The sequence below is a fragment of the Corallococcus silvisoli genome (assembly GCF_009909145.1).
GTDB lineage: Bacteria > Myxococcota > Myxococcia > Myxococcales > Myxococcaceae > Corallococcus > Corallococcus silvisoli.
Genome location: NZ_JAAAPJ010000013.1, coordinates 273,619 through 291,708, shown reverse-complemented (window position 1 = coordinate 291,708; position 18,090 = coordinate 273,619). Strand labels below are relative to the sequence as shown.

General features: G+C 71.1%; 15 protein-coding genes. 5 read left to right on the top strand and 10 right to left on the bottom strand.

Annotated features, from left to right (window positions below; genetic code table 11):
* Positions 1-5 precede the first annotated feature (5 nt).
* On the top strand, positions 6-1,925 hold the full coding sequence (locus tag GTY96_RS25980; RefSeq protein ID WP_161666128.1) for a HEAT repeat domain-containing protein: 1,920 nt from the start codon (positions 6-8) through the stop codon (positions 1,923-1,925).
* 22 nt (positions 1,926-1,947) lie between these two features.
* Here GTY96_RS25980 and GTY96_RS25975 read toward each other — a convergent pair whose 3' ends face one another.
* Together GTY96_RS25975 and GTY96_RS25970 are read right to left on the bottom strand one after the other, a co-directional pair.
* Entirely contained in the window at positions 1,948-2,367 is a 420-nt protein-coding gene (locus GTY96_RS25975) for a hypothetical protein (protein ID WP_161666127.1), read from the bottom strand.
* A 274-nt stretch (positions 2,368-2,641) separates the two neighbouring features.
* Positions 2,642-3,433, bottom strand: a complete 792-nt coding sequence (locus tag GTY96_RS25970) for a DUF2270 domain-containing protein (protein ID WP_143902301.1) — start codon at positions 3,431-3,433, stop codon at positions 2,642-2,644.
* A 170-nt stretch (positions 3,434-3,603) separates the two neighbouring features.
* Here GTY96_RS25970 and GTY96_RS25965 point away from each other — a divergent pair, with 170 nt between their 5' ends.
* Positions 3,604-5,646 (top strand): hybrid sensor histidine kinase/response regulator, encoded by a 2,043-nt coding sequence (locus GTY96_RS25965; protein WP_161666126.1) that lies wholly within the window; start codon positions 3,604-3,606, stop codon positions 5,644-5,646.
* 1,115 nt (positions 5,647-6,761) lie between these two features.
* A complete protein-coding gene (locus tag GTY96_RS25960) occupies positions 6,762-8,003 on the top strand; it encodes a tetratricopeptide repeat protein (protein ID WP_161666125.1) in 1,242 nt (413 codons plus the stop codon).
* Between the two features lie 29 nt (positions 8,004-8,032).
* On the opposite strand, the gene GTY96_RS25955 is transcribed toward GTY96_RS25960, so the two are convergent.
* Positions 8,033-8,647: a DUF4230 domain-containing protein gene (locus tag GTY96_RS25955; RefSeq protein WP_161666124.1), complete on the bottom strand. Its 615-nt coding sequence runs from the start codon at positions 8,645-8,647 to the stop codon at positions 8,033-8,035.
* 87 nt (positions 8,648-8,734) lie between these two features.
* On the opposite strand from GTY96_RS25955, the gene GTY96_RS25950 reads away from it, so the two are divergent.
* The gene (locus GTY96_RS25950; RefSeq protein ID WP_201756385.1) at positions 8,735-9,337 is read left to right on the top strand and encodes a 2OG-Fe(II) oxygenase; all 603 of its coding nucleotides are present in this window, start codon (positions 8,735-8,737) and stop codon (positions 9,335-9,337) included.
* 15 nt (positions 9,338-9,352) lie between these two features.
* Here the strand turns inward: GTY96_RS25950 and GTY96_RS25945 are convergent, their stop codons facing one another.
* Both GTY96_RS25945 and GTY96_RS25940 read right to left on the bottom strand, forming a co-directional pair.
* Positions 9,353-10,132: a hypothetical protein gene (locus tag GTY96_RS25945; RefSeq protein WP_161666123.1), complete on the bottom strand. Its 780-nt coding sequence runs from the start codon at positions 10,130-10,132 to the stop codon at positions 9,353-9,355.
* Between the two features lie 175 nt (positions 10,133-10,307).
* Positions 10,308-10,850: a hypothetical protein gene (locus tag GTY96_RS25940; RefSeq protein ID WP_161666122.1), complete on the bottom strand. Its 543-nt coding sequence runs from the start codon at positions 10,848-10,850 to the stop codon at positions 10,308-10,310.
* Between the two features lie 254 nt (positions 10,851-11,104).
* On the opposite strand from GTY96_RS25940, the gene GTY96_RS25935 reads away from it, so the two are divergent.
* Positions 11,105-11,809, top strand: a complete 705-nt coding sequence (locus GTY96_RS25935) for a hypothetical protein (protein WP_143902287.1) — start codon at positions 11,105-11,107, stop codon at positions 11,807-11,809.
* Positions 11,810-11,891: 82 nt separating this feature from the next.
* Here GTY96_RS25935 and GTY96_RS25930 read toward each other — a convergent pair whose 3' ends face one another.
* The 5 genes from GTY96_RS25930 to GTY96_RS25910 all read right to left on the bottom strand — a co-directional run bounded on the left by GTY96_RS25930 (position 11,892) and on the right by GTY96_RS25910 (position 17,771).
* On the bottom strand, positions 11,892-13,376 hold the full coding sequence (locus GTY96_RS25930; RefSeq protein ID WP_328701009.1) for a hypothetical protein: 1,485 nt from the start codon (positions 13,374-13,376) through the stop codon (positions 11,892-11,894).
* 136 nt (positions 13,377-13,512) lie between these two features.
* Positions 13,513-14,070, bottom strand: coding sequence for a helix-turn-helix domain-containing protein (locus GTY96_RS25925; protein WP_143902283.1), 558 nt, complete (start codon positions 14,068-14,070; stop codon positions 13,513-13,515).
* Between the two features lie 73 nt (positions 14,071-14,143).
* A complete protein-coding gene (locus GTY96_RS25920; protein ID WP_161666120.1) occupies positions 14,144-15,367 on the bottom strand; it encodes a zinc-dependent alcohol dehydrogenase in 1,224 nt (407 codons plus the stop codon).
* A 152-nt stretch (positions 15,368-15,519) separates the two neighbouring features.
* Positions 15,520-17,040 (bottom strand): Ppx/GppA phosphatase family protein, encoded by a 1,521-nt coding sequence (locus GTY96_RS25915; RefSeq protein WP_143902279.1) that lies wholly within the window; start codon positions 17,038-17,040, stop codon positions 15,520-15,522.
* Between the two features lie 143 nt (positions 17,041-17,183).
* Positions 17,184-17,771 carry a sll1863 family stress response protein gene (locus GTY96_RS25910; protein ID WP_161666119.1) on the bottom strand — a complete coding sequence of 196 codons (588 nt, stop codon included), beginning with the start codon at positions 17,769-17,771 and terminating at the stop codon, positions 17,184-17,186.
* Between the last annotated feature and the right edge of the window lie 319 nt (positions 17,772-18,090).

Genomic DNA, 18,090 nt, shown 5'->3' with positions numbered 1-18,090 from the left:
GTTTCATGCGTCGCTCGACCCTCGTTCGTGGCGTGGCTGGCCTGGGTGCCCTGTTGTGTCTGGGGGCGCTGCCCGTCTGGCTGTCTCCGTCCTCCCCATCCGCCGCGGCGGTCGAGACCGCCCAGTCCTCCCGGCGGCTGCCCTTGTCCCGCTGGCGCGTGGGCGAGGCGCATACCTTCCATCTCGTCTGGGATGACCTGACGCGCGTGGCGCTGCCCATGACGGGCCCGGACGCCTCGCGGCCGAGCCTGCTCGAAGGTGCGTTCCACCTGGATGGCGAGCTCACGCTCCAGGCGCTGGAGTCGCGCGCCACGGGCACGCGGCTGCGGCTGACGTTGCAGCGGCTGGAGCGGCACGAGGCGCTGCTCGCGGGCCAGCCGCTGTTGCCCGACGCGGCGGCCGTCCAGACGCACCTGCCGGCCACCGCCAGCGCGTGGCTGGAGTTGGATGCGCGCGGCGGGCTCCAGGCGGTGCGCTTCTCCGAAGCGGAGCCCCCGCTGTTCCGCCAGTTCGCCCAGACATTGGCGGCGGAGCTGTTCCCCTCCGAGCTGCGCGACGCGGCCTCGTGGACCGCCACCGAGTCCACGCAGACGGGGGACGTGGAGGCGGCGTTCGCGTTCGAGGGAGACGATGCCGCGAGGCTGACGCGCCGGAGGACGCGCTACCAGATGCTGCGGGCCGCGGGGGGGGCGACGGTGGCGAAGCAGGAGCTGGGGTCGCTCACGAGCTTCGACCGGGACGGGGACGGACACCTCGTGGCGGTCACGCAGGACGAGGTGCTGGACGCGATGGGGGTGGACGGACGCACGTTGGTGTCGCGGCGGCTGCGATTGCGGTTGACGTACCAGTCGCGGGAGATGCGGCCCCTGCCGCCCTCGGGGGAGGACAAGGGGGTGATTCGCACGCCGTCGCAGATTGCCTTTGAAGTGGACCCGGAGATGGCGGCGTTGAAGGGGCAGGCGGATGGGATGACGGTGGATGAGCTGCTGGAGACGCTGGAGAACGCCAGCGGTCCGGAGGCCATCGCGGGGTTGGATGTGTTCGCGCGGCGCGCGGTGGCGGCGCTGAAGCTGGAGCCGGGGCGCAGCCAGGAGCTGGCGCGGTTGTTCCTCAAGCCGGGCGCGCACCCGGGCATGCGGGAGCTGATGTTGGACCTGTTGGTGGGGGCGGGCCATGCCCAGGCGCAGGCCACGCTTCGCACGTTGCTCCAGTCGCCGCAGGCCCGGGAGCACGCGGGCGCGTACGTGATGATGGTTCAGCGCGCGGGGTTCCTGACGAAGCCGGAGCCGGAGACCGGTGTGATGCTGAACGGGCTGCTCGGCCGGGCGAAGGCGGAGCATGACGTGCCGGTGGAGCGCGCGGCGTCCTACGCGCTGGGGGCGTGGTCCTCGCATCTGCGGCCGGACTCGGCGGAGGCGCGCGACGCGCTGCGCACGCTGGAGAACGGCCTGGCGCAGGCCACCGGTGACGAGGCGCGGGCGCACGCGCTCCGAGCCCTGGGCGGGACGGGGGCGGAGCGGCTGGTGGACGTGGCGTCGCCGCACCTGCGCGCGGAGTCTCCGGAGGTGCGGTCCGCCGCGGCGGATGCGCTGCGCCGCGCGCCACAGGAGCTGGCCACGCGCCTGATGCTGGACGCGCTGGAGACGGAGACGGACCGGGGCGTGCAGCGGGCGTTGCTGGACGCGCTGAACACGCGGCCGCTGGACGCCTCCGCGCTGGAGCACCTGCGGGCCTGGGTGGTGGCCGGGCGTCTGGCGGCGGGCGAAGAGGCCGCGCTGGTGGCCGTGGCGGCCCAGCACCTGGATGGCGGGGCGCCGGTCTTCCAGATGCTCCAGGCGCTCGCGCTGCGTCCGGGCATGCAGGGCCCCACGCGCGCCCATGTGTTGTCATTGATGGCGCAGGTGGGCGCGCAGCTTGGGGGCTGACGCACCCGGTGTGACGGGAGCGCTATCGCTGGACGGCGGGGATCCGCCATCCCCGCACGTCCACGGCGTAGGTGGCGCCCACGTCCAACGTCAGGCCCTCCGTGACACACACGCCCTTGCCGGGCGTGAAGGCCACGAGGACGACCCCATCGGACAGGCTCTTGGCAAGGACGTCATAGGACTCGCGGCGCATGAAGCAGAGTTCATCCGCCGAGGCGTTTCGCGGGGGCTTCGCGTCGCGAGGCAGGAAGTCGTCCATCGCGAGTTGGACGGCGGCGGCGAGGGTGCTGGGGATGAAGGTGTGCTCTCCAGGGGGAAACCCCAGTGGGAACTGGAACGCCGCGGCTTCCGCTGGAGGCGCATGCGTCGGTCGGAATGGGCGGTGGAAGAGATCGCACCCCGTCAGCGAAAGGGTCATGAGCAGGAGAGCGAACTGGTTCATGGTGTTCCCGCGAAGGGACGCTAACTTTCTTCCACGGGCGTGACGACACCCAGGTCCTTGTCGAGTTCCGACTTCAGGAGCCCGATCAAGCTCCTGGGGCTCGAACACGCCCCTCCGGGAAGAACGAACCGTCGAGTTCAACGCCGTCACCACGTCCCTGCTCCGAATCCGCGTCAACAACTCCAACCGGCAGTGGGGCCTCGCGTCCGTCAACGAGCTCAAGGTCCTGGGCTGGCGGCACTGATCCACGCCGCGGGCGCCTCCGCGCCGTGAGTCAGTGATTGAAGGGTGACGGCGGGCGCGAGGGCTGTGGGGGGCGCGTGCCCGTCGTGGTGCGTGGGCGCTTGCGGCGCTGGATGGCGTAGGGCCGGTAGAAGCTCTCCCAGAGCGCGGCCCGGCGCCCCCGGGGCCGCGTGCGCAGCTCTCCCAGCGGGGCCCGGATGAAGAACGAAGCGGTGAAGAAATAGCCCGCCGCCAGCGTGAGCAGCACCAGCGACACCATCACCACCGGCCCGGGGATCCACGCCACGTGCGCCCGCTCCGCGAAGTCCGCGAGGTCGGTGGGCGGACGCGGATGGCTGTAGACCTTGAAGAACCACGTCACCAGCAGGACGATGAGGATGGGCCCGTACGCGCGGTTGAGCCGCGTCGCGATGGCAGACCCCAGCGAGAGCTGGATCTGCGGCCGGGACATCTCCGCCGCCAGCTCGCGCAGCGCGTCGGGATCCACCGGCTCACGCCGCAACATCGGCGCCCACCAGCCGTCCTCCAACAGCCGCACGCGCCGGTTCCACAAGTCGTAATAGCGATAGCGCCGCGCCTCGATGAGCATGAAGGACACCACCATCCAGATGCCCACCAGGAACGTGACGTGGGAACTCCCCGGTGTCGCGAAGCCGAAGGAGATCACCGCCGCCGTCGTCGTGAGCGCCCAGTTCGTCGTCGTGTCCAGCCGCGTGCGCCACGTGTCCGAACGGCTCAGCTCCCCACGGAAGAGCTGTGCCATGGCCTGCTGGGAGACCTCGGGCTGCTCCAGGTCGTTCTGCCTGCGCTCTTTGCCGCTCATCCGTGCCCGGAAAGGTGGGGACGACCGCCTCCTCCGGCCAGGGCTGACAGGCCGCCAGGCGCTCGAAGCCACCGGCGGCCCCACGTCCGTGCGAAGCCAGACACTCCCAGGCTCCCGGAAGGGCCCGGGTGGCTGGACGCCCGAGGAGTGCGCATCGTGCGCCCTTGAACGTGCCTTCCTCCGAGATCGCCATCAACGCCCTGTCGGGCCTGCTCTCCGACGAGGGCGAGCGCATCACCCGCCTGTGGGCCAAGCGCCTGCGGGCGGAGACCTATGAAGTCGAAGTCCCCGGCCGCGACCTGCGCGCCCCCTTGCGCCACCTGCTGGACGAGCTTGTCCGCCTGCTCGAGGACCGAGGGGAAGACGCCATCCGGCTGTGGCCGGAGGTGGTGCGCTCGCACGGGGCCTTCCGGTACGACCAGAACTTCGAGCCCGAGGACCTGACGCGCGAGTTCAAGTCGCTCCAGGAGGTCCTGCTCTACGTGTACGCGCGCCGCAACGGGGGCGTCATCGACGCGGACGTGGCGGACCTGGTGTCGGAGCTCATCTGGGAGGCGGACGCGTCCGCGCAGGCCTCCTATGCGCGCGTGCTCAAGACGGAGGAGGTCCGCTTCCGCGAGGCGGCGGTGATGGAGTCGGTGCTCAACCACGTGGAGGTGGGCATCCTCCTGGCGGAGACGGACGGCATGGTGTCCTTCGCCTCGCCGCCGGTGAGCCGGTTGATGGGCGTGCCCATGCGCGCGGTGGTGGGCGCGCGCGCCACCGCGTCCCTGGGGCCCGTCCTCACGCAGGTCAACGCCCGGCACCCCACCGGCGAGCCGTTCAAGGTGCATGACATGCCCTTCCTGCGCGCGCTGCGCGAGAAGGGCCCGGTGCGCGGCGTGATGATGATGGTGGAGCGCCCGGGCGGCAGCGACGCCACGCTGGAGATGAGCGCCACGCCGGTGTGGGAAGAGGACCAGGGCCTGGCCGGCGTCATCCAGACCTTCAGCGACCGCACCGAGGCGGCCGTGAAGACCAAGGCCCTGGAGAACGCCCACGACGAGGTGCGCAGGCTCCAGGGGCAGTTGCTGCGACGCACCCGCCAGCAGGCGTTGGGCCAGCTGGCGAGCGGCGCCGCGCACGCGCTCAACAACTTCCTCAACGTGCTGCGGCTGCGCATCACGCTGCTGCAACGCGAATACAAACCCGAGCACGTGGAGGCACTGGACAAGACGGTGCGCCAGATTGGCGAGCTGGTCGCGCGGCTCCAGGAGTTCAACGTGCAGCGCACCGAGGAGCGCCTGGCCGACGTGCCGGTGGACCAGACCGTGCGCGAGGCGCTGGAGCTGGCCCGGGGCGAGCTGGAGCAGCGCGAGCACCCCGTGCACGCGGAGCTGGAGCTGGGCTTCCCCTGGGAGGTGAAGGTGGACGCGGGCTTCTTCCGAGAGCTCATCGTCAACCTGCTCCTGTCCGCGCGCGACCGCATGGAGGGCGGCGGGACGCTGGTGGTGCGCACGCGCCCGGAGGGCGAGGGCTGGCTGGACCTGCGCCTGGAGGATGCCGGCCCGCCCTATGCCCAGGATGAACTGGCGCGGCTGTTCGACCCGCTGCGCCGGGACCCGGGTGCGCCGCAGTTCTCCCTGTTCCTCGCGGTGGCGCGCTCCCAGGTGCAGCGCTGGGGAGGAGAGCTGACGGTGGAGAACCGGCGGGACGGCTCGGGCGCGAGCTTCATCGTGAGGCTGCCGCGCGTCAGCGACGCCCGGGCCGAAGTCCCCGGGGCCCCCGCGCCGCCGCCGCTGGCTCCGGGCGGCGTGCCGCGCCTGATGCGGCCCGCGCGCCGCGTGCTGGTGGTGGACGACGACCTGGACAACGCCCGGATGATGGCCGAGGTCCTGGGTGAGGAAGGCTATGACGTACAGGTGGCGCACAGCCCGGAGCTGGCGCTGCGCATCTGGGAGAAACAGCCCTTCGACGCCGCGCTCCTGGACGCCGTGATGCCGGAGATGACCGGCTGGGAGCTGGCGCGCGAGCTGCGGCGACGCTCGCCGCAGACCCTGCTCGCCATCGTCACCGGCATGGACGTGCGCGGGCAGAACCGCGCGAGCCTCGCGCAGGTGGACGCGGTGTTTCGCAAGCCCATCGACGTGGGCGCGCTGGATGACTTCCTCTCACGGAGCCGCACCGAGGAAGAGCTCGCCGAGGGAGCAGCCCCACACGACGCTACGCATTGAGCCGCGTGAGACTTCGGCGGCCTTTCACTCTTTCGCCCGGCGCCCTGAAGCGCTGTCAGGTCTTCTGCCCAGACATGGGCTGTGCTCGGATGCGCATGTATGTGTTTTGTTTTCCCTGGCATCCAGGCTTGCAGCCTCTGATGAACGTCAGGACAGCGGCGACGCAGGCGCATGCTGCCGCGGCCGAGGACGATGAAGCCGATGTCGTGAGCAGGTCCGCGCTCCGCGGACGGGCCTCGGAGCCGATGACCGGGGTGATTCAATGACCCTGGATTGCCGCGAAGAGCTACTGCGTGGAGGGTATGGCAGCTGTGGCAAGACCCTGGGGTCGGCTCCCTGGCCTGAGCCCCCTCTGGGAACGTGGGTGGGGCGAAAGCTGGAGGTTGTGCCAATGAGGCATGTCTGAACGCATCTCCATTAGTTGACGAACGGAGGGGTGCAAAAATCCCCCGGCCCATCCATAAGAAATCCCCCGCCGCACTGCTCTCCGCTCGGGCAATCCGAAGTCTCTTTGCACGCCCGCTGACACGTACCTGCCGACCCCGGTGTTGTCAGCGGCCAGAACATGCACTCCAGCCCCTCCTCGCAGACGTCGCTACTCTTGCAGCTCCCTCCATCTTGAACATGTGCTTGGGCCATCTTGGGACCACGGCTCGCAGCACAGGATGAAAGGAGAATCAGAAGCACCAGCAAAGGCCATTCGGGCTTCATGTTCTCATCTGCAAGGCGCTGATGTCCTATTCGCGAGGTCCTTGTTGGCCAACGATTGTGGTGTCGTGGAGTCATATCCGCGATTCAAACACTGGTTGCCCTCTGTCCGATAGACGAGCCCCGTCCATTCGACGGAGAAGTCATGCCCAGTGGTCGGCATCCACGCATCGGTGTCCCTCAAGGAGCAACTCCTCTGGGGGTGCACCTGTGAAATCGTGGAGGGACCCCGGCAGGCTCTGCTGGAGTGGGCCCACCGGTACGACGCGCATTGGCTATTGGAGCGCCACGACTTCCTCTCGCCGGGTCAGGCCCGGCGGGTTCCACGACCTCTCCCCGTCGCCGTGAAGACAGGGGAGGGGAAGGCGGGGCTGGGCGCTCCCGGCTCGGACCATTAGAGTCCGCGCGTGATTTCCCCGGCGGAACTGGAGCGCCTGCGCCGCAAGGTGGAGGCGGGAGACGTGCTCAGCGGCGCGGAGCTGGACGCGCTGCGCGCCGAGGCCGCGAGGAGCCCCGGGCCCACGCTGCGCCTCACGGTGGCGCACGCGCTGGTCAACGCGGACGCGGAGCGTGAAGCCCTTCCCTGGATGCAGTCGCTGCGCCGCGACTTCCCGAAGGACCTCCAGGTGCGCCTGGGCCTCGCGCGGGCGCTGCTGGGCCTGGAGCGGCACCGCGAGGCGGAGGTGGAGCTGCGGGACGCGCTGGTCCTGAGCCCTGGGGATCCCGAGGCGCTCAAGGTGCTCGCGGTGCTCGCGCTGCGACAGGGCGAAGGCGCGCGGGCCCGCGCCTACGTGGCCGAGGCCGTGGAGCGTGACCCCTTCGACGCGGAGGCGAAGCTGCTGCGCGCGGAGCTGGAGGCCGCGGACCTGCCTCCGCCCCCGGCGCCCGAGGAGCAGGTGCTGCGTCCGGAGTTCACCGCCGCGCTCACCGCCGCGCTGGGCCGCGCGGGCGTGGGCTTCCGGCGCCAGGGCCGGGACCTGCTGGTGAAGCTGTCCTCCGGAGGCGTGGGCCGCGTGGACGTGGGCTCGCTCTACGCCGCGTATCGCGAGTCACCGGGAGCGCACGGGCTCACCGCGCACGTGGAGGCGCTGGCGGCGCGGCTGGGCGGCCTGTCCTCGGGGGTGTCGCTGGACGCGCTGCGCCCGGTGCTGCGGCCCGCGGGCTTCGTGGCGGGAGCGCAGGGCGCGCTGCTGCGCCCGGGCCCCGCGGGGCTGGAGGTCTTCTACGTGCTGGAGGACGCGGAGTTCGTGCGCTACCTGCCGGCCTCCGCGCTGGGCGAAGTGGGGCTCACGCCCGAAGCGGTGGACGCGGCGGCCTGGCACCACCTGGAGGCGCGTCCCGCCGACGTGCGGCCCGTCGTCATCGACCAGGGCGAGGTGCGGCTGGCGGAGGCCTTCTCCGGGGTGTGGGCCGTGATGGGTGGCGACGGGCATGACGGCGCGCGACTGCTCACGAAGGCGCAGCGCCGGAGGCTGGACGACGCGACGGGCGGAGGGCCGCTGCGCGTGAGCCTGGGACGGCGCGAGATGGCGCTCCTGTGCCGGGACTCGGACAGCGACTCGGTGCGACGGCTCGCCTCGTTGGGGCACGCACCCGACGGCGTCCCCGGCTTGTATGTGTTGGACGGGGACACCCTTCGCGTCGCGTGAGGTCTCCCTGATGCAAGGCCCGCGGCCCGTCAGCCCGCGCTCCCCACCGGCAAGGTCTCCACGAAGTGGACCTCCCGGAACCCCAGGGTCAGCAGCAGCCCCCGCAGCGAGCGCTCCGCGGACTGCCGCGCCTTGTCCTTGAGGCGCGCATCCTGCTGGACCTCCTTCTCGAAGGCGAGGCGGGCCTTCTCCAGCAACTGCGCTGTCTGCGCGCTGTCCAGGTTGGAGTCGATGATCTCCGTCTCTCCCGGCCGCAGCGCCACCGTCACCTGCATGGGAGGCAGGAGCACGTCCACGCGCGTGCCCACGGCGCGCAGGTGGCGGGAGTCGAAGCGCTGGAAGTCGAACCCCAGATGCGCGTCCGCGAAGACGATGGCGCGGCCGTGCGGGTTCTGGAGCGTGTAGCTGGCCCAGAGCAGAACGTCCTTCCACAGCGCGTCCGTGGCCTGGGGCTCCGGTGTGAAGACGACCTTCTTGTAGAGCGACACGTCCAGCGTCTCCAGCCGCGCCACCTCCCGCATCTGCTCCACCACCGCCGCCGTGTCTGGCAGCCGGGGGGACGCGGGACGCAGCAGCGCCCAGGCCGCCAGCGCGCCCAGCGCGGCGGCGGCGACAACCGAGAGGGCTCGCGAGACGTTCGCCATGGGTGGGAAGTCTACTCGCTTCCTAAACGGGGGCGTCCTGGGGCAGCGTGTCGGCCAGGGCTCCTGGCGGGCGCCCGGAAGGGGAACATGGTGGCGCTAACAGATGTGGAGGTGGAAGCCCTGGGCTCGCATGGTTTCTTCGTGCGGGACGGCTTCCTCGGAGATGCACAGGCCCTCGCGGCGCGGGCCGCGGCGCTCGCGCGCGTGGACGCAGGGACCCTCCGGCCCGCGGGCATCCGGCGCGGCGCGGACCGCTCGCTCGACGCCGCCGAGCGTGGCGACCACATCGAATGGGTGATGCCCGGCGCGGCCTCCGAACTCGAAGCGCTGTGGCTCCGCTTCCAGGCCCTGGGCGACGCCGTGTCCTCTGGCGCGTACCTGGGCCTGGGGCGCTTCGACATGCAGCTCGCCTGCTACCCTGTCGGTACGCACTACGCCCGTCACCGCGACGCGTTCCCCGGCCAGTCCAACCGGCGGCTCACCGCCATCTGGTACGCCAACGCGGACTGGAAGCCGGAGCACGGCGGAGTGCTGCGCCTCTTCCCGGAGGACACCGGCGCCCCGGTGGACGTGGCGCCGGTGTTGGACCGCCTGGTGGTGTTCCTGAGCGAGCGGCTGGAGCACGAGGTCCTCCCCGTGCACGCCGCCCGCCTGGCCCTCACCGCCTGGTTCTACGGCAGGGGGCAGTAGAGAAGGGGCTCACCCTCAGTTGCAGGTCTTGCCGCACATCTGCTTCGCCTCGTTCACGCAGATGGTGTCCCAGGCGGTGGTGCAGCAATAGCCATCCACGGCGCAGACGGTGTTCACGCAGCTGCTGCAGTTCTGAGCCAGCGCCTGCCCCGAGGCGCACTCGCCATGGACGCAGGCGAGTGCCATGCAGACGTTGTTGGTGCACGTGGAGCCGGTGGCGCACGTGCCGCAGTTGAGCATGCCTCCACACCCATCCGGAGTGCTGCCGCAGCTCATCACCCCCTTCGCCGCGCACGTCGCGGGTGCGCAGCTCCCCCCTATCGCGCACGTCGTGCCGCACAGCTGCTTCGCCTCGTTCACGCAGATGCTGTCCCAGGTGATGGTGCAGCAATAGGAGTCGACATTGCAGACCGTGTTGGCGCAGCTGCTGCAACCCTGGGTCAGCGGCCCTCCCTGGGTGCACGCGCCGTGCGTGCAGGCACCGACGCCGACGACGAGCGCCGGGTCAGCGTCCAACACCTCCGTGGCGTGGGCGCCTCGCGCGAGGAGCAGCGGCAAGAGGAAGGCGCAGGTGGCCGGATCATCGATGTCGCAGGCCTCCAGCAGGCTGTCCATGTGATCTCCGACGGCCCCATCCACGGCCGGGGCCTGGCTGTTCGTGCGCGACAGCCCCTGCGCGCCTTGAGCGAACTCCGGCGGCCCGCCCACGGTCTCATCCGGCGGAGTGCAGGCCACGCCCCACGGCGCCGTGACACACGTCGACAGCGCGAATGCATGAAGAATGCTTCGTCTCATGATGAACCTCCTCTCTTGGATTTGCGTGCGCCTGACAGACAATGAATGGCGCCCGCGCACCTACGAGGTCCTCCTCCAGAGGCTGACAAAGGATTGGAGGAAGACCGCCCTGGAGTGGCGTGACGCGCTCCAGGGAGAGAGAGGCTCTCAAGACATCCGGGGCTTCGGCCCCGGCCTACCCCGCGTCGAACGCTGCGCCGCCGTCGGACACGGTGCCCGCGTCAAAGGACGGTCCGGGTCCCGCGTCGTACACCGGCCCGCCATCCGACGAACCGGTGCCGTTCTCCAGCACTCCGGTGAGGTAGATGCTCCCCATCCCACCCGGGCAGAGCTCCGCGTTGCGAAGCAGCCTTATCTGCGCGTACGACACTTCGCCTTCGTACACGTCCACCGCGGTGCTCCCGGCGTACACCTCCTGCCCGTCTCGGTTGTAGGCCCGCACGTCCACCAGCCGTTGCCGCCCGACGGGAACGGGGTTCACGTACCCCTCGATGTACCCGTTCCAGACATACAGGGACTCAGGTCCGATGGGCGGGAAGTCCGGCGCGGTCACGGTCGCTGTCGCCGCCACGACCCCGCAGGCGTCTCCCGCGAGGGAGATGCGCATCGTCACGGTCTGGTCACCCGGGAGCGGGTCTTCCTCCACCCCGGATCCGCAAGCCGCGACCATCAACGCGCAGCCCGTTCCCAACGCGACTCCCCAGCTGGCTCGCTTCATGTCGTCCCTCTCCCTGGTGGCGCGAATTCGCCGCGACCTTCCGACACGCGACCCCATCGGGATGGGACATGACCCGCGCACGAAGGGGGCGCGCCGCAATGGCGCCAGGTGGGAGGAGGGCAGGCTGCCTGCTCCTCGGCCAGCCCCCGCGCCGGGGTGGATTCCAGGGGGACGGCGAGGTCCGTGGCGCCTGCCTCCCGGCCTGGGCGTGTCTAGCTTCTCCCCAAGTCATCTTCGTACGGGGGAGTGAGCGCATGTTCCAGAACAGGATGAAGCGGCATTGGATGGTGGGTCTGGCGATGGGGGCGTCGATGGTGCTCCTCGCCGGCTGCGGCGGTGCGAAGGCCGCCCGCGTGGACAACTCGGTGATGGCGCGCATCCCCGAGGACCAGCTGGGCGATGTGCGTGACGCGCAGATGGCCCGCACCCAGGCCGCCGACAACGTGACGCGCGCCGAGGTGGCCGTGCGCGACGCGGAGCGCGAGGCGGAGGTGGCCCGCCGCAATGGCGACGCCGCGGACAGCCGCATGGAAGCGGAGAAGGCCGCCGTGAAGGCCGCCGAGGCCACCGGTCAGCAGCGCCCCATCGCGCAGGCGAGGACGCGGCTGCAGGGCGCCGAGGCGGGGCGTGACGCGGCCCGCGCCGAGGTCTCCTGGCACGACCGCAAGACGGACACCCTCAAGGCCCAGAAGGAGCTTCGCGACGCGGAGCTGAAGGTGGCGGACACGCAGCTCAACCTGACCCAGTACCAGGCGCTGGCGCGCAGCGGGGACGTGCGCGCCAAGGACCTGTCCGAGTCCAACTACCTGTCCGCCGTCGCCGCGGCCAAGCGCGACGTGGAGAGCGCGCGCCACCGCGTGGAGGAGCAGAAGCGCGTGGAGCAGGACGCCCGGGCCGAGTGGCAGCGGCTGCGCTCCCAGGCCCCGCAGGGCTACGGCGGCAGCGGCGCCGCCGACTGACGCCTGATGGCCTGAGGACTTCAAGGACGGCCCCTCGCACCGTGGAGTGCCAGGGGCCCGTCCCGTTCGCGGAAGGGCGTGCCTACTCCACCCGCAGCGTGGCGGAGCCCTTCAGGTCGCGCTGGAGGGTGAGCCAGAGCGCCTGGCCCTGCGTGTCCACCGACGCGAAGTAGTCCGCGTCCGCGGTGAGCGCCTGGCCGTCCAGCGTGAGGCGCTTCGGCGCGTCCGTGGCGGTGTAGCCGTGCACCACCAGCATCGGGTGCGTGAGCGTGCGGCCCGCGGTGTCGAACGTCAGCGTCACGCGGTTGGCGGCGGCGTCCGCTTCCCACGTGGCATAGACGGGGTTGTAGCCGGCCACGTCATAGGCCACGGCGTCCGTGCGCCCCACGCCGCCCGGGCCGCGCGTGCGCACGGTGCCTTCGGAGGCGGTGAGCTTCACGCCCTGCCAGGCCTCCACCTCCGCCACCCGCGACAGCACCGGGTTGGCCGCGTGCGTGCCCAGCACCATGAAGACGGAGTAGCTCTGGTACGGATGGCCGGAGAGCATCGTGCCGTCGTCCCCGAGCCGCGGGTACTGCGCGCGGCCCACCGCGCCGAAGTTGCTGCCCCACGCGAGCCGGTGGGAGTTGGTGACGAAGGGCAGCTCGTACTGGTTGAGCTGGTAGGCCCAGTTGTAGTCCTCCGGCATGGGGCCGTTGGCGTGGCGCGTGCCCCACTGTCCATACAGCCAGTAGCCGCCCGCGGCCTTCTGCTCCCAGGTCTGCGTCTGCACCACGCCCATCTCCGCGTCCGGCGCGTCGGTCCACATGCGCGTGTAGGGCACCACGTTGGGCTCGCGGTAGTCCCAGCCGGTGGTCAGCGTCACCGGCGAGCCCAGCGTGACGAAGCGGTAGCGGTCACCCCAGCCCAGGCCCGCGATGTCCGTGTTGGCGTTGCCGTCGAAGCCCAGGTCGCCGTAGGGCGAGCGCACGTCGGCTTCAATCCGGTCCGCGGGGAAGCCGGACGCGTCGTGGGTGATGGCGTAGAGCGGGTGGTCCTGGCCGGTGGCGAACAGGTACTGCACTGTCACCCGCACCACGTTCCCGTCCAGCGACAGCGGCCACTTCAGCTCATGCAGCGCGTGGTGCGCGCCCTTGAAGACGACGCGACCGGTGCCGCGCACGTCCTGCGTCCACGCGCCCCACGTCTGCCCTCCGTTCAGGTGGCTGGTCACCATGCCCCAGCCGGGCACCTGCGGATTCTGGCCGTCGCAGACGCGCTCCGCGTTGGCGACCTCATACGTGTAGCGGCGGATGTAGCCGCCATTCCAGCCCGCGGGGTCCGCCGCGTCGTTGCGCACCAGCGATACCGAGCGCACGTGGCAGTCGCGGTCGCGCCAGACGTAGCGGTCCGTCTTGAAGCCCTCCAGGTCCTGGGCGCACTGCAGCCGCACCGGCGCGCACGTCCCGCTGGCCGGCTCCCCCGCCGTGCTCGGCGCGCAGGGGTCCCCGGCCACCGGGTTCTCGGTGTCGGGGGGGCGCACGTCCTTGCCGCCGCAGGCCATCCCTCCCAGCGCCAGCAACGCCACGGCGTGTCTCGTGAGGCGACGACGGGACTTCTTTCCGGAGGTCATGGTGTGTCCCAAGGTGGAGTGCCCGGGTCCTTTGACACCCTCACGCCCGGTGATGCAAGCCTCTACTCCGAGCCCGTGCTTGTTTCACGGCTCAGCGGGACGGCGCGAGCAGGACGACGGAGTAGCCCACCGCGGTGCGCGTGCCCGGGTTCTCGTAGGAGTGCTTCTGGTCCCCCCGGAAGACGACGACGTCGCCGGCCTCCAGGACGAAGCGCTCGCCGCTGGCCACCAGCGTGAGCGTGCCGGCCTCGCAGGCCAGGTACTCGCGCGTGCCGGGCGTGTGGGGCACGCCGGTGATGCGCGCCTTGGGTGGCACCTCCATCCGGTCGAACTCCATGCCGGGCAGGGGATCCGGCAGGAGCTTGCGCAGGAAGGCCCCGCCGCGCTGGCGCATGGGCAGGCTGTCCCGGGGGTAGTGCCGGGCGCTCGCCTTGGGCCGGGCGAGCAGCTCTTCCAGCGACACCTGGAGCGCGCCCGCCACCCGGTGCAACACGGAGAGGGTGGGGTTCGCGGCGCCGGACTCCAGGTGCGCCCAGGTGGCCCGGGGCACCCCCGCCAGCTTCGCCAGCTGCACCTGCGTGGCCCCCCGCGTCTCCCGCAGGGTCCGGAGGTTGCGCGCCAGCCTGCCCGGGAGGTCTTCGTCGCTCATGGGCCGGCATCCTGCCAACGGATTGGCGTGGATGCCATCCCATGGGAGCGCCGGACCTGGCGCGCGGGACGGGCTACTGGAGCGTGACGCCCGGCTCCAGCTCCACCTTCACCCAGCCAGGCTTGCGCAGGTCGAAGTTGCGGTACGCGTCGATGGCGGAGGCCATGGACTTCACGTGGCTCAGGATGGCGGTGGGGTCCACCGCGCCGGAGCGCACCAGCTCCAGCAGCTTCGGGACGTACTTGCGGTGGTTGCAGTTGCCCATGCGCAGGGTGAGGTTCTTGTTCATCGCCTCGCCAATGGGGAACGCGTTCATCGTCTGCGGGTACACGCCGATGATGGACAGCGTGCCTGCCTTGGCCAGCGCCTGCACCGCCCACTGCGCGGCCTGGGACGGCGCGTCGCCGGGCACCCAGTTGTCTCCGTGCGGGTTCTGCTTGGGGGCGACCTGCGCCACCTCGCGCTTGAACTCGGGCTTCTCCGCCTTGGCCTTCTTCGCCGCGGGGCCGAAGTGCGCGTGCTGCGCGTCCACGCCCACCGCGTCGATGGCGCGGTCCACGCCGATGCCTCGGGTGAAGCGCTTGAGCGTCTCCACCGGGTCCTCCCGTTCGAAGTCGATGACCTCCGCGCCCTGGGACCGCGCCAGCTTCAGCCGGTCCTCGTGGCTGTCGATGGCGAAGACGCGGCCCGCGCCCAGCAGCTTCGCGCTCACGATGGCGAACAGGCCCACCGGGCCGCAGCCGAACACGGCCACGGTGTCGCCGGGTTTGATCTCCGCCAGCTCCGCGCCGAAGTAGCCCGTGGGGAAGATGTCGGAGACGAGGAGGGCCTGGTCATCCGTGACGCCCTCGGGCACCTTCACCATCGTGACGGCCGCGTACGGGATGCGCGCCTTCTCCGCCTGCATGCCGTCGAAGGGGCCCGTCAGCTCCGGGCCGCCGAAGAAGGCCGTGCCCGCCGAGGGGCCGTTGGGGTTGGCGTCGTTGCATTGGGAGTAATAGCCCGCGCGGCAGTACGCGCAGTTGCCGCACGCGATGGTGGAGCAGATGACCACGCAGTCGCCCACGCTGAAGTTGCGCACGTCCCGGCCCAGCTCCTCGATGACGCCCACGCCCTCGTGGCCCAGGATGGTGCCGGGCCTCATCCCGGGCACGGTGCCGCGAATCATGTGCAGGTCGGTGCCGCAGATGGCGCTGGCGTTCAGCCGGATGATGGCGTCCGTGGGCTCCTGCAGCTTCGGCTCCGGGACCTCGTCCAGCCGGATGTCCCCAATGCCGTGGAATACGACGGCCTTCATGGTGCGCTCCTTGCCCGCCAGGGCCTTGAAAGACGGAACGGTCCCTGGCGCGTGCCGCGCGGGACCCGTCCGTGCACTCTGGCCACGGCGGGGGCCCCGGGCAGGGCCCACGGTGCTCCCCCCTCCGGAGGACAGGCGGGAGGTCAGCGCCCCTAGCGCCCGGCGGAGTGGACCTGGAATGCGAGCCGCTTGCCGAACACCTTGCGGAACGCGGCGACCTCCCGCTCGGCGTTCCACAGCTCCAGGTCCAGGGGCTGGCGGGCGTGCAGGTGGAGCGTGACGGCCTCGCGGCCGTCCGTGACCTTGAAGTCCCGGATGGGCTGGTGGTGGCTGTGGTCCAGCGCGTTCGCCAGGCGCAGGAGCGTGGCCAGCTTGCGCACGCGGCGCGCCTCCGACGGGGTGAGCCCGGCCATGCCGGAGTGGGACAGCTCCGGCTGGGAGCGCCGGTGGTAGCGGGCGACGCGCGCGATGATGTCGCGCTCGCGGTCCGCCAACCCCGGCAGGTCCGCGTTGTGGATGAGGTAGTACGTGTGCCGGTGGTGGCGCTCGTAGCTGACCGCCGTGCCGATGTCGTGCAGCAGCGCGGCGACCTCCAGGTGGGGGCGCACGGACAGGGGCAGCTGGTGCAGGGCGGCCAGCCCGTCGAAGAGGGCCAGCGACATGCGGGCCACCTGGCGGGCGTGCTTCTCGTCGAAGTGGAAGCGCTGGCCCATGGCGAACGCCGCGTCCGCGAGGCTGTGGTCGTCGCGCGTCTCGTCCTGGCGGTAGAGCAGGTCCACCAGCAGGCCGTCGCGCAGGCCCCGGTTGACGACGCTGACGGACTCCACGCCCAGGTGGCGCGCGACGCCCTCCAGGATGACGGCGCCGGAGACGATGATGTCCGCGCGGCGCGGGTCGAACCGCTTGCGGCGGCGCTCTGGCGGCATCCGGGCCAGGGACTCCACCGTCTGGGTGAGCTGGCGCACGGTGGCGTTGCCTCCGTTCTCCGCGGCGGCGAAGCCCACCACGGCCTGGATGGTGCCGGACGAGCCCAGCGCCACGCGGGGCATCGCGGGCAGCTCCTCCGGGAGCGTCTTGTGCAGCACCTCGTCCACGAAGCCGCGCATCAGCCGCAGTTGCTTGGGCGTCACCGTGCGAGACGTGTCGAACACCTCCGTGAGGCGCACGGAGCCCAGCGCGAGGCTCCAGAGCTCGTCGGGCTTCTCGCCGGTGGCGATGGCGACCTCCGTGCTGCCGCCGCCAATGTCCACCAGGAGCGAGCGGCTGTTGACGGGCTTGCGGTGCAGCACGCCCAGGCAGATGAGGCGCGCCTCCTCCTTGCCGCTGACGACCTCCAGCTCCAGGCCGGCCTCCTCGTGCACGCGGCGCACGATGTCCTGGCGGTTGCGCGCCTCGCGCAGGGCGCTGGTGGCCACGGCGCGCACCTGGGCCTTGTGGCGGCGGCAGAGGGCGGCGTAGCGGCGCAGGGTGGACAGGAGCCGGTCCGCGGTCTCCGGGGGCATCACGCCGGTGGTGAACACGCCTTCTCCGGGGCGGATGGGGTCCCGTTCCTGGTGGAGCGTCTCAAGCGAGCCCTCGGCGTCGGGGCGGGCCAGCTCCAGGCGGACGGCGTTGGTGCCCACGTCGATGGCGGCGAGGACGGGGGGCAGGTTCGGACGGGCGGAAGGGGGCATGGGCTCGCGGGCTGAACGCCCGGGAGGGGCACGGTCCTTCCGGGCCGTATCCCCTCCGGGTGGGGGATTCCTAGCGTAGCCGTGTGACAACCGCGTGGCGCTGGAAGATGCAGGGGCCGGCGCGCTTCCCCGCCTGCCAGGTGCTACGGGGGCGGGGCCTGATCGGCGTCGGAGCCGCCTTCCGCGCGGATGCGGCGGTAGTGCTCGCGCAGGTCGCGCCAGGCGGACTCGTACTCTTCGCGGGCCTGCTTCCAGGCCTGCCCGCGCGAATGGCGCATGTTCCGGAGCAGGTCGCCGGAGCTCCGGAGGCCGCGCTTCACGAACTCGAGCTCCCGGCGCGTGAGCAGCGACGTCTCCGCGGAGCCGCGCTGGTGGGTGGCTTCCCAGCCGTCCACCTGGGCGCCCAGCTCGTCCAGCTCGGCCTCGCGCTTGCGGCGGTAGCCGTCGCGGAGCTGGTTCCACTGGAGGCCGGCGCGGTCCACGTAGGCGCTGAAGCGCAGCCGGGCCTTCTCCGCGCGCTCCTTCACGCGCTCCCAGTCGCGCTGGTCGGCGGCGCGGAGCGCCTGGATTTCACGGTCGACGTCGTTCTGGAGCGCGCGCGCGCCCGTCAGGACCTGCAGCTCGTCCTCGCTCTGCGCGAGGTCCGCCTGGGCTTGGATCTCCCGGAAGCGAGCGGTCGCCTCCTGCTGCTCGGCCTCCAGCTTCTGGATGTATTCATCCCGTTCCGACATGGCGTCCTCCCCATCAGTTGAATGGAAGAAGCATGGGAACGCTCGCGGGGGACTGCAGGACCGGGAGGGCGGGAGGCGGAGCGCTCCGTCGGGGAAGCGGCGCGGATCCCGGGAGGACGGCCAGGGCCCCAGCCCGCGCACGACAGGTAGGCCCCCTGGCGTGAGACAGCGACACCGCGTCTTTCCATCACACCTGTGCGAACGGCTCCGCGAGGAGGAGGGCCCATCGACGCATGAGACGTGAATCGGTACCCTTCGGCCCGTGACCGTCGCCGCCGAGAAGAATGAGAAAGCCGTTCGTCACCGCAAGATAGGCGCC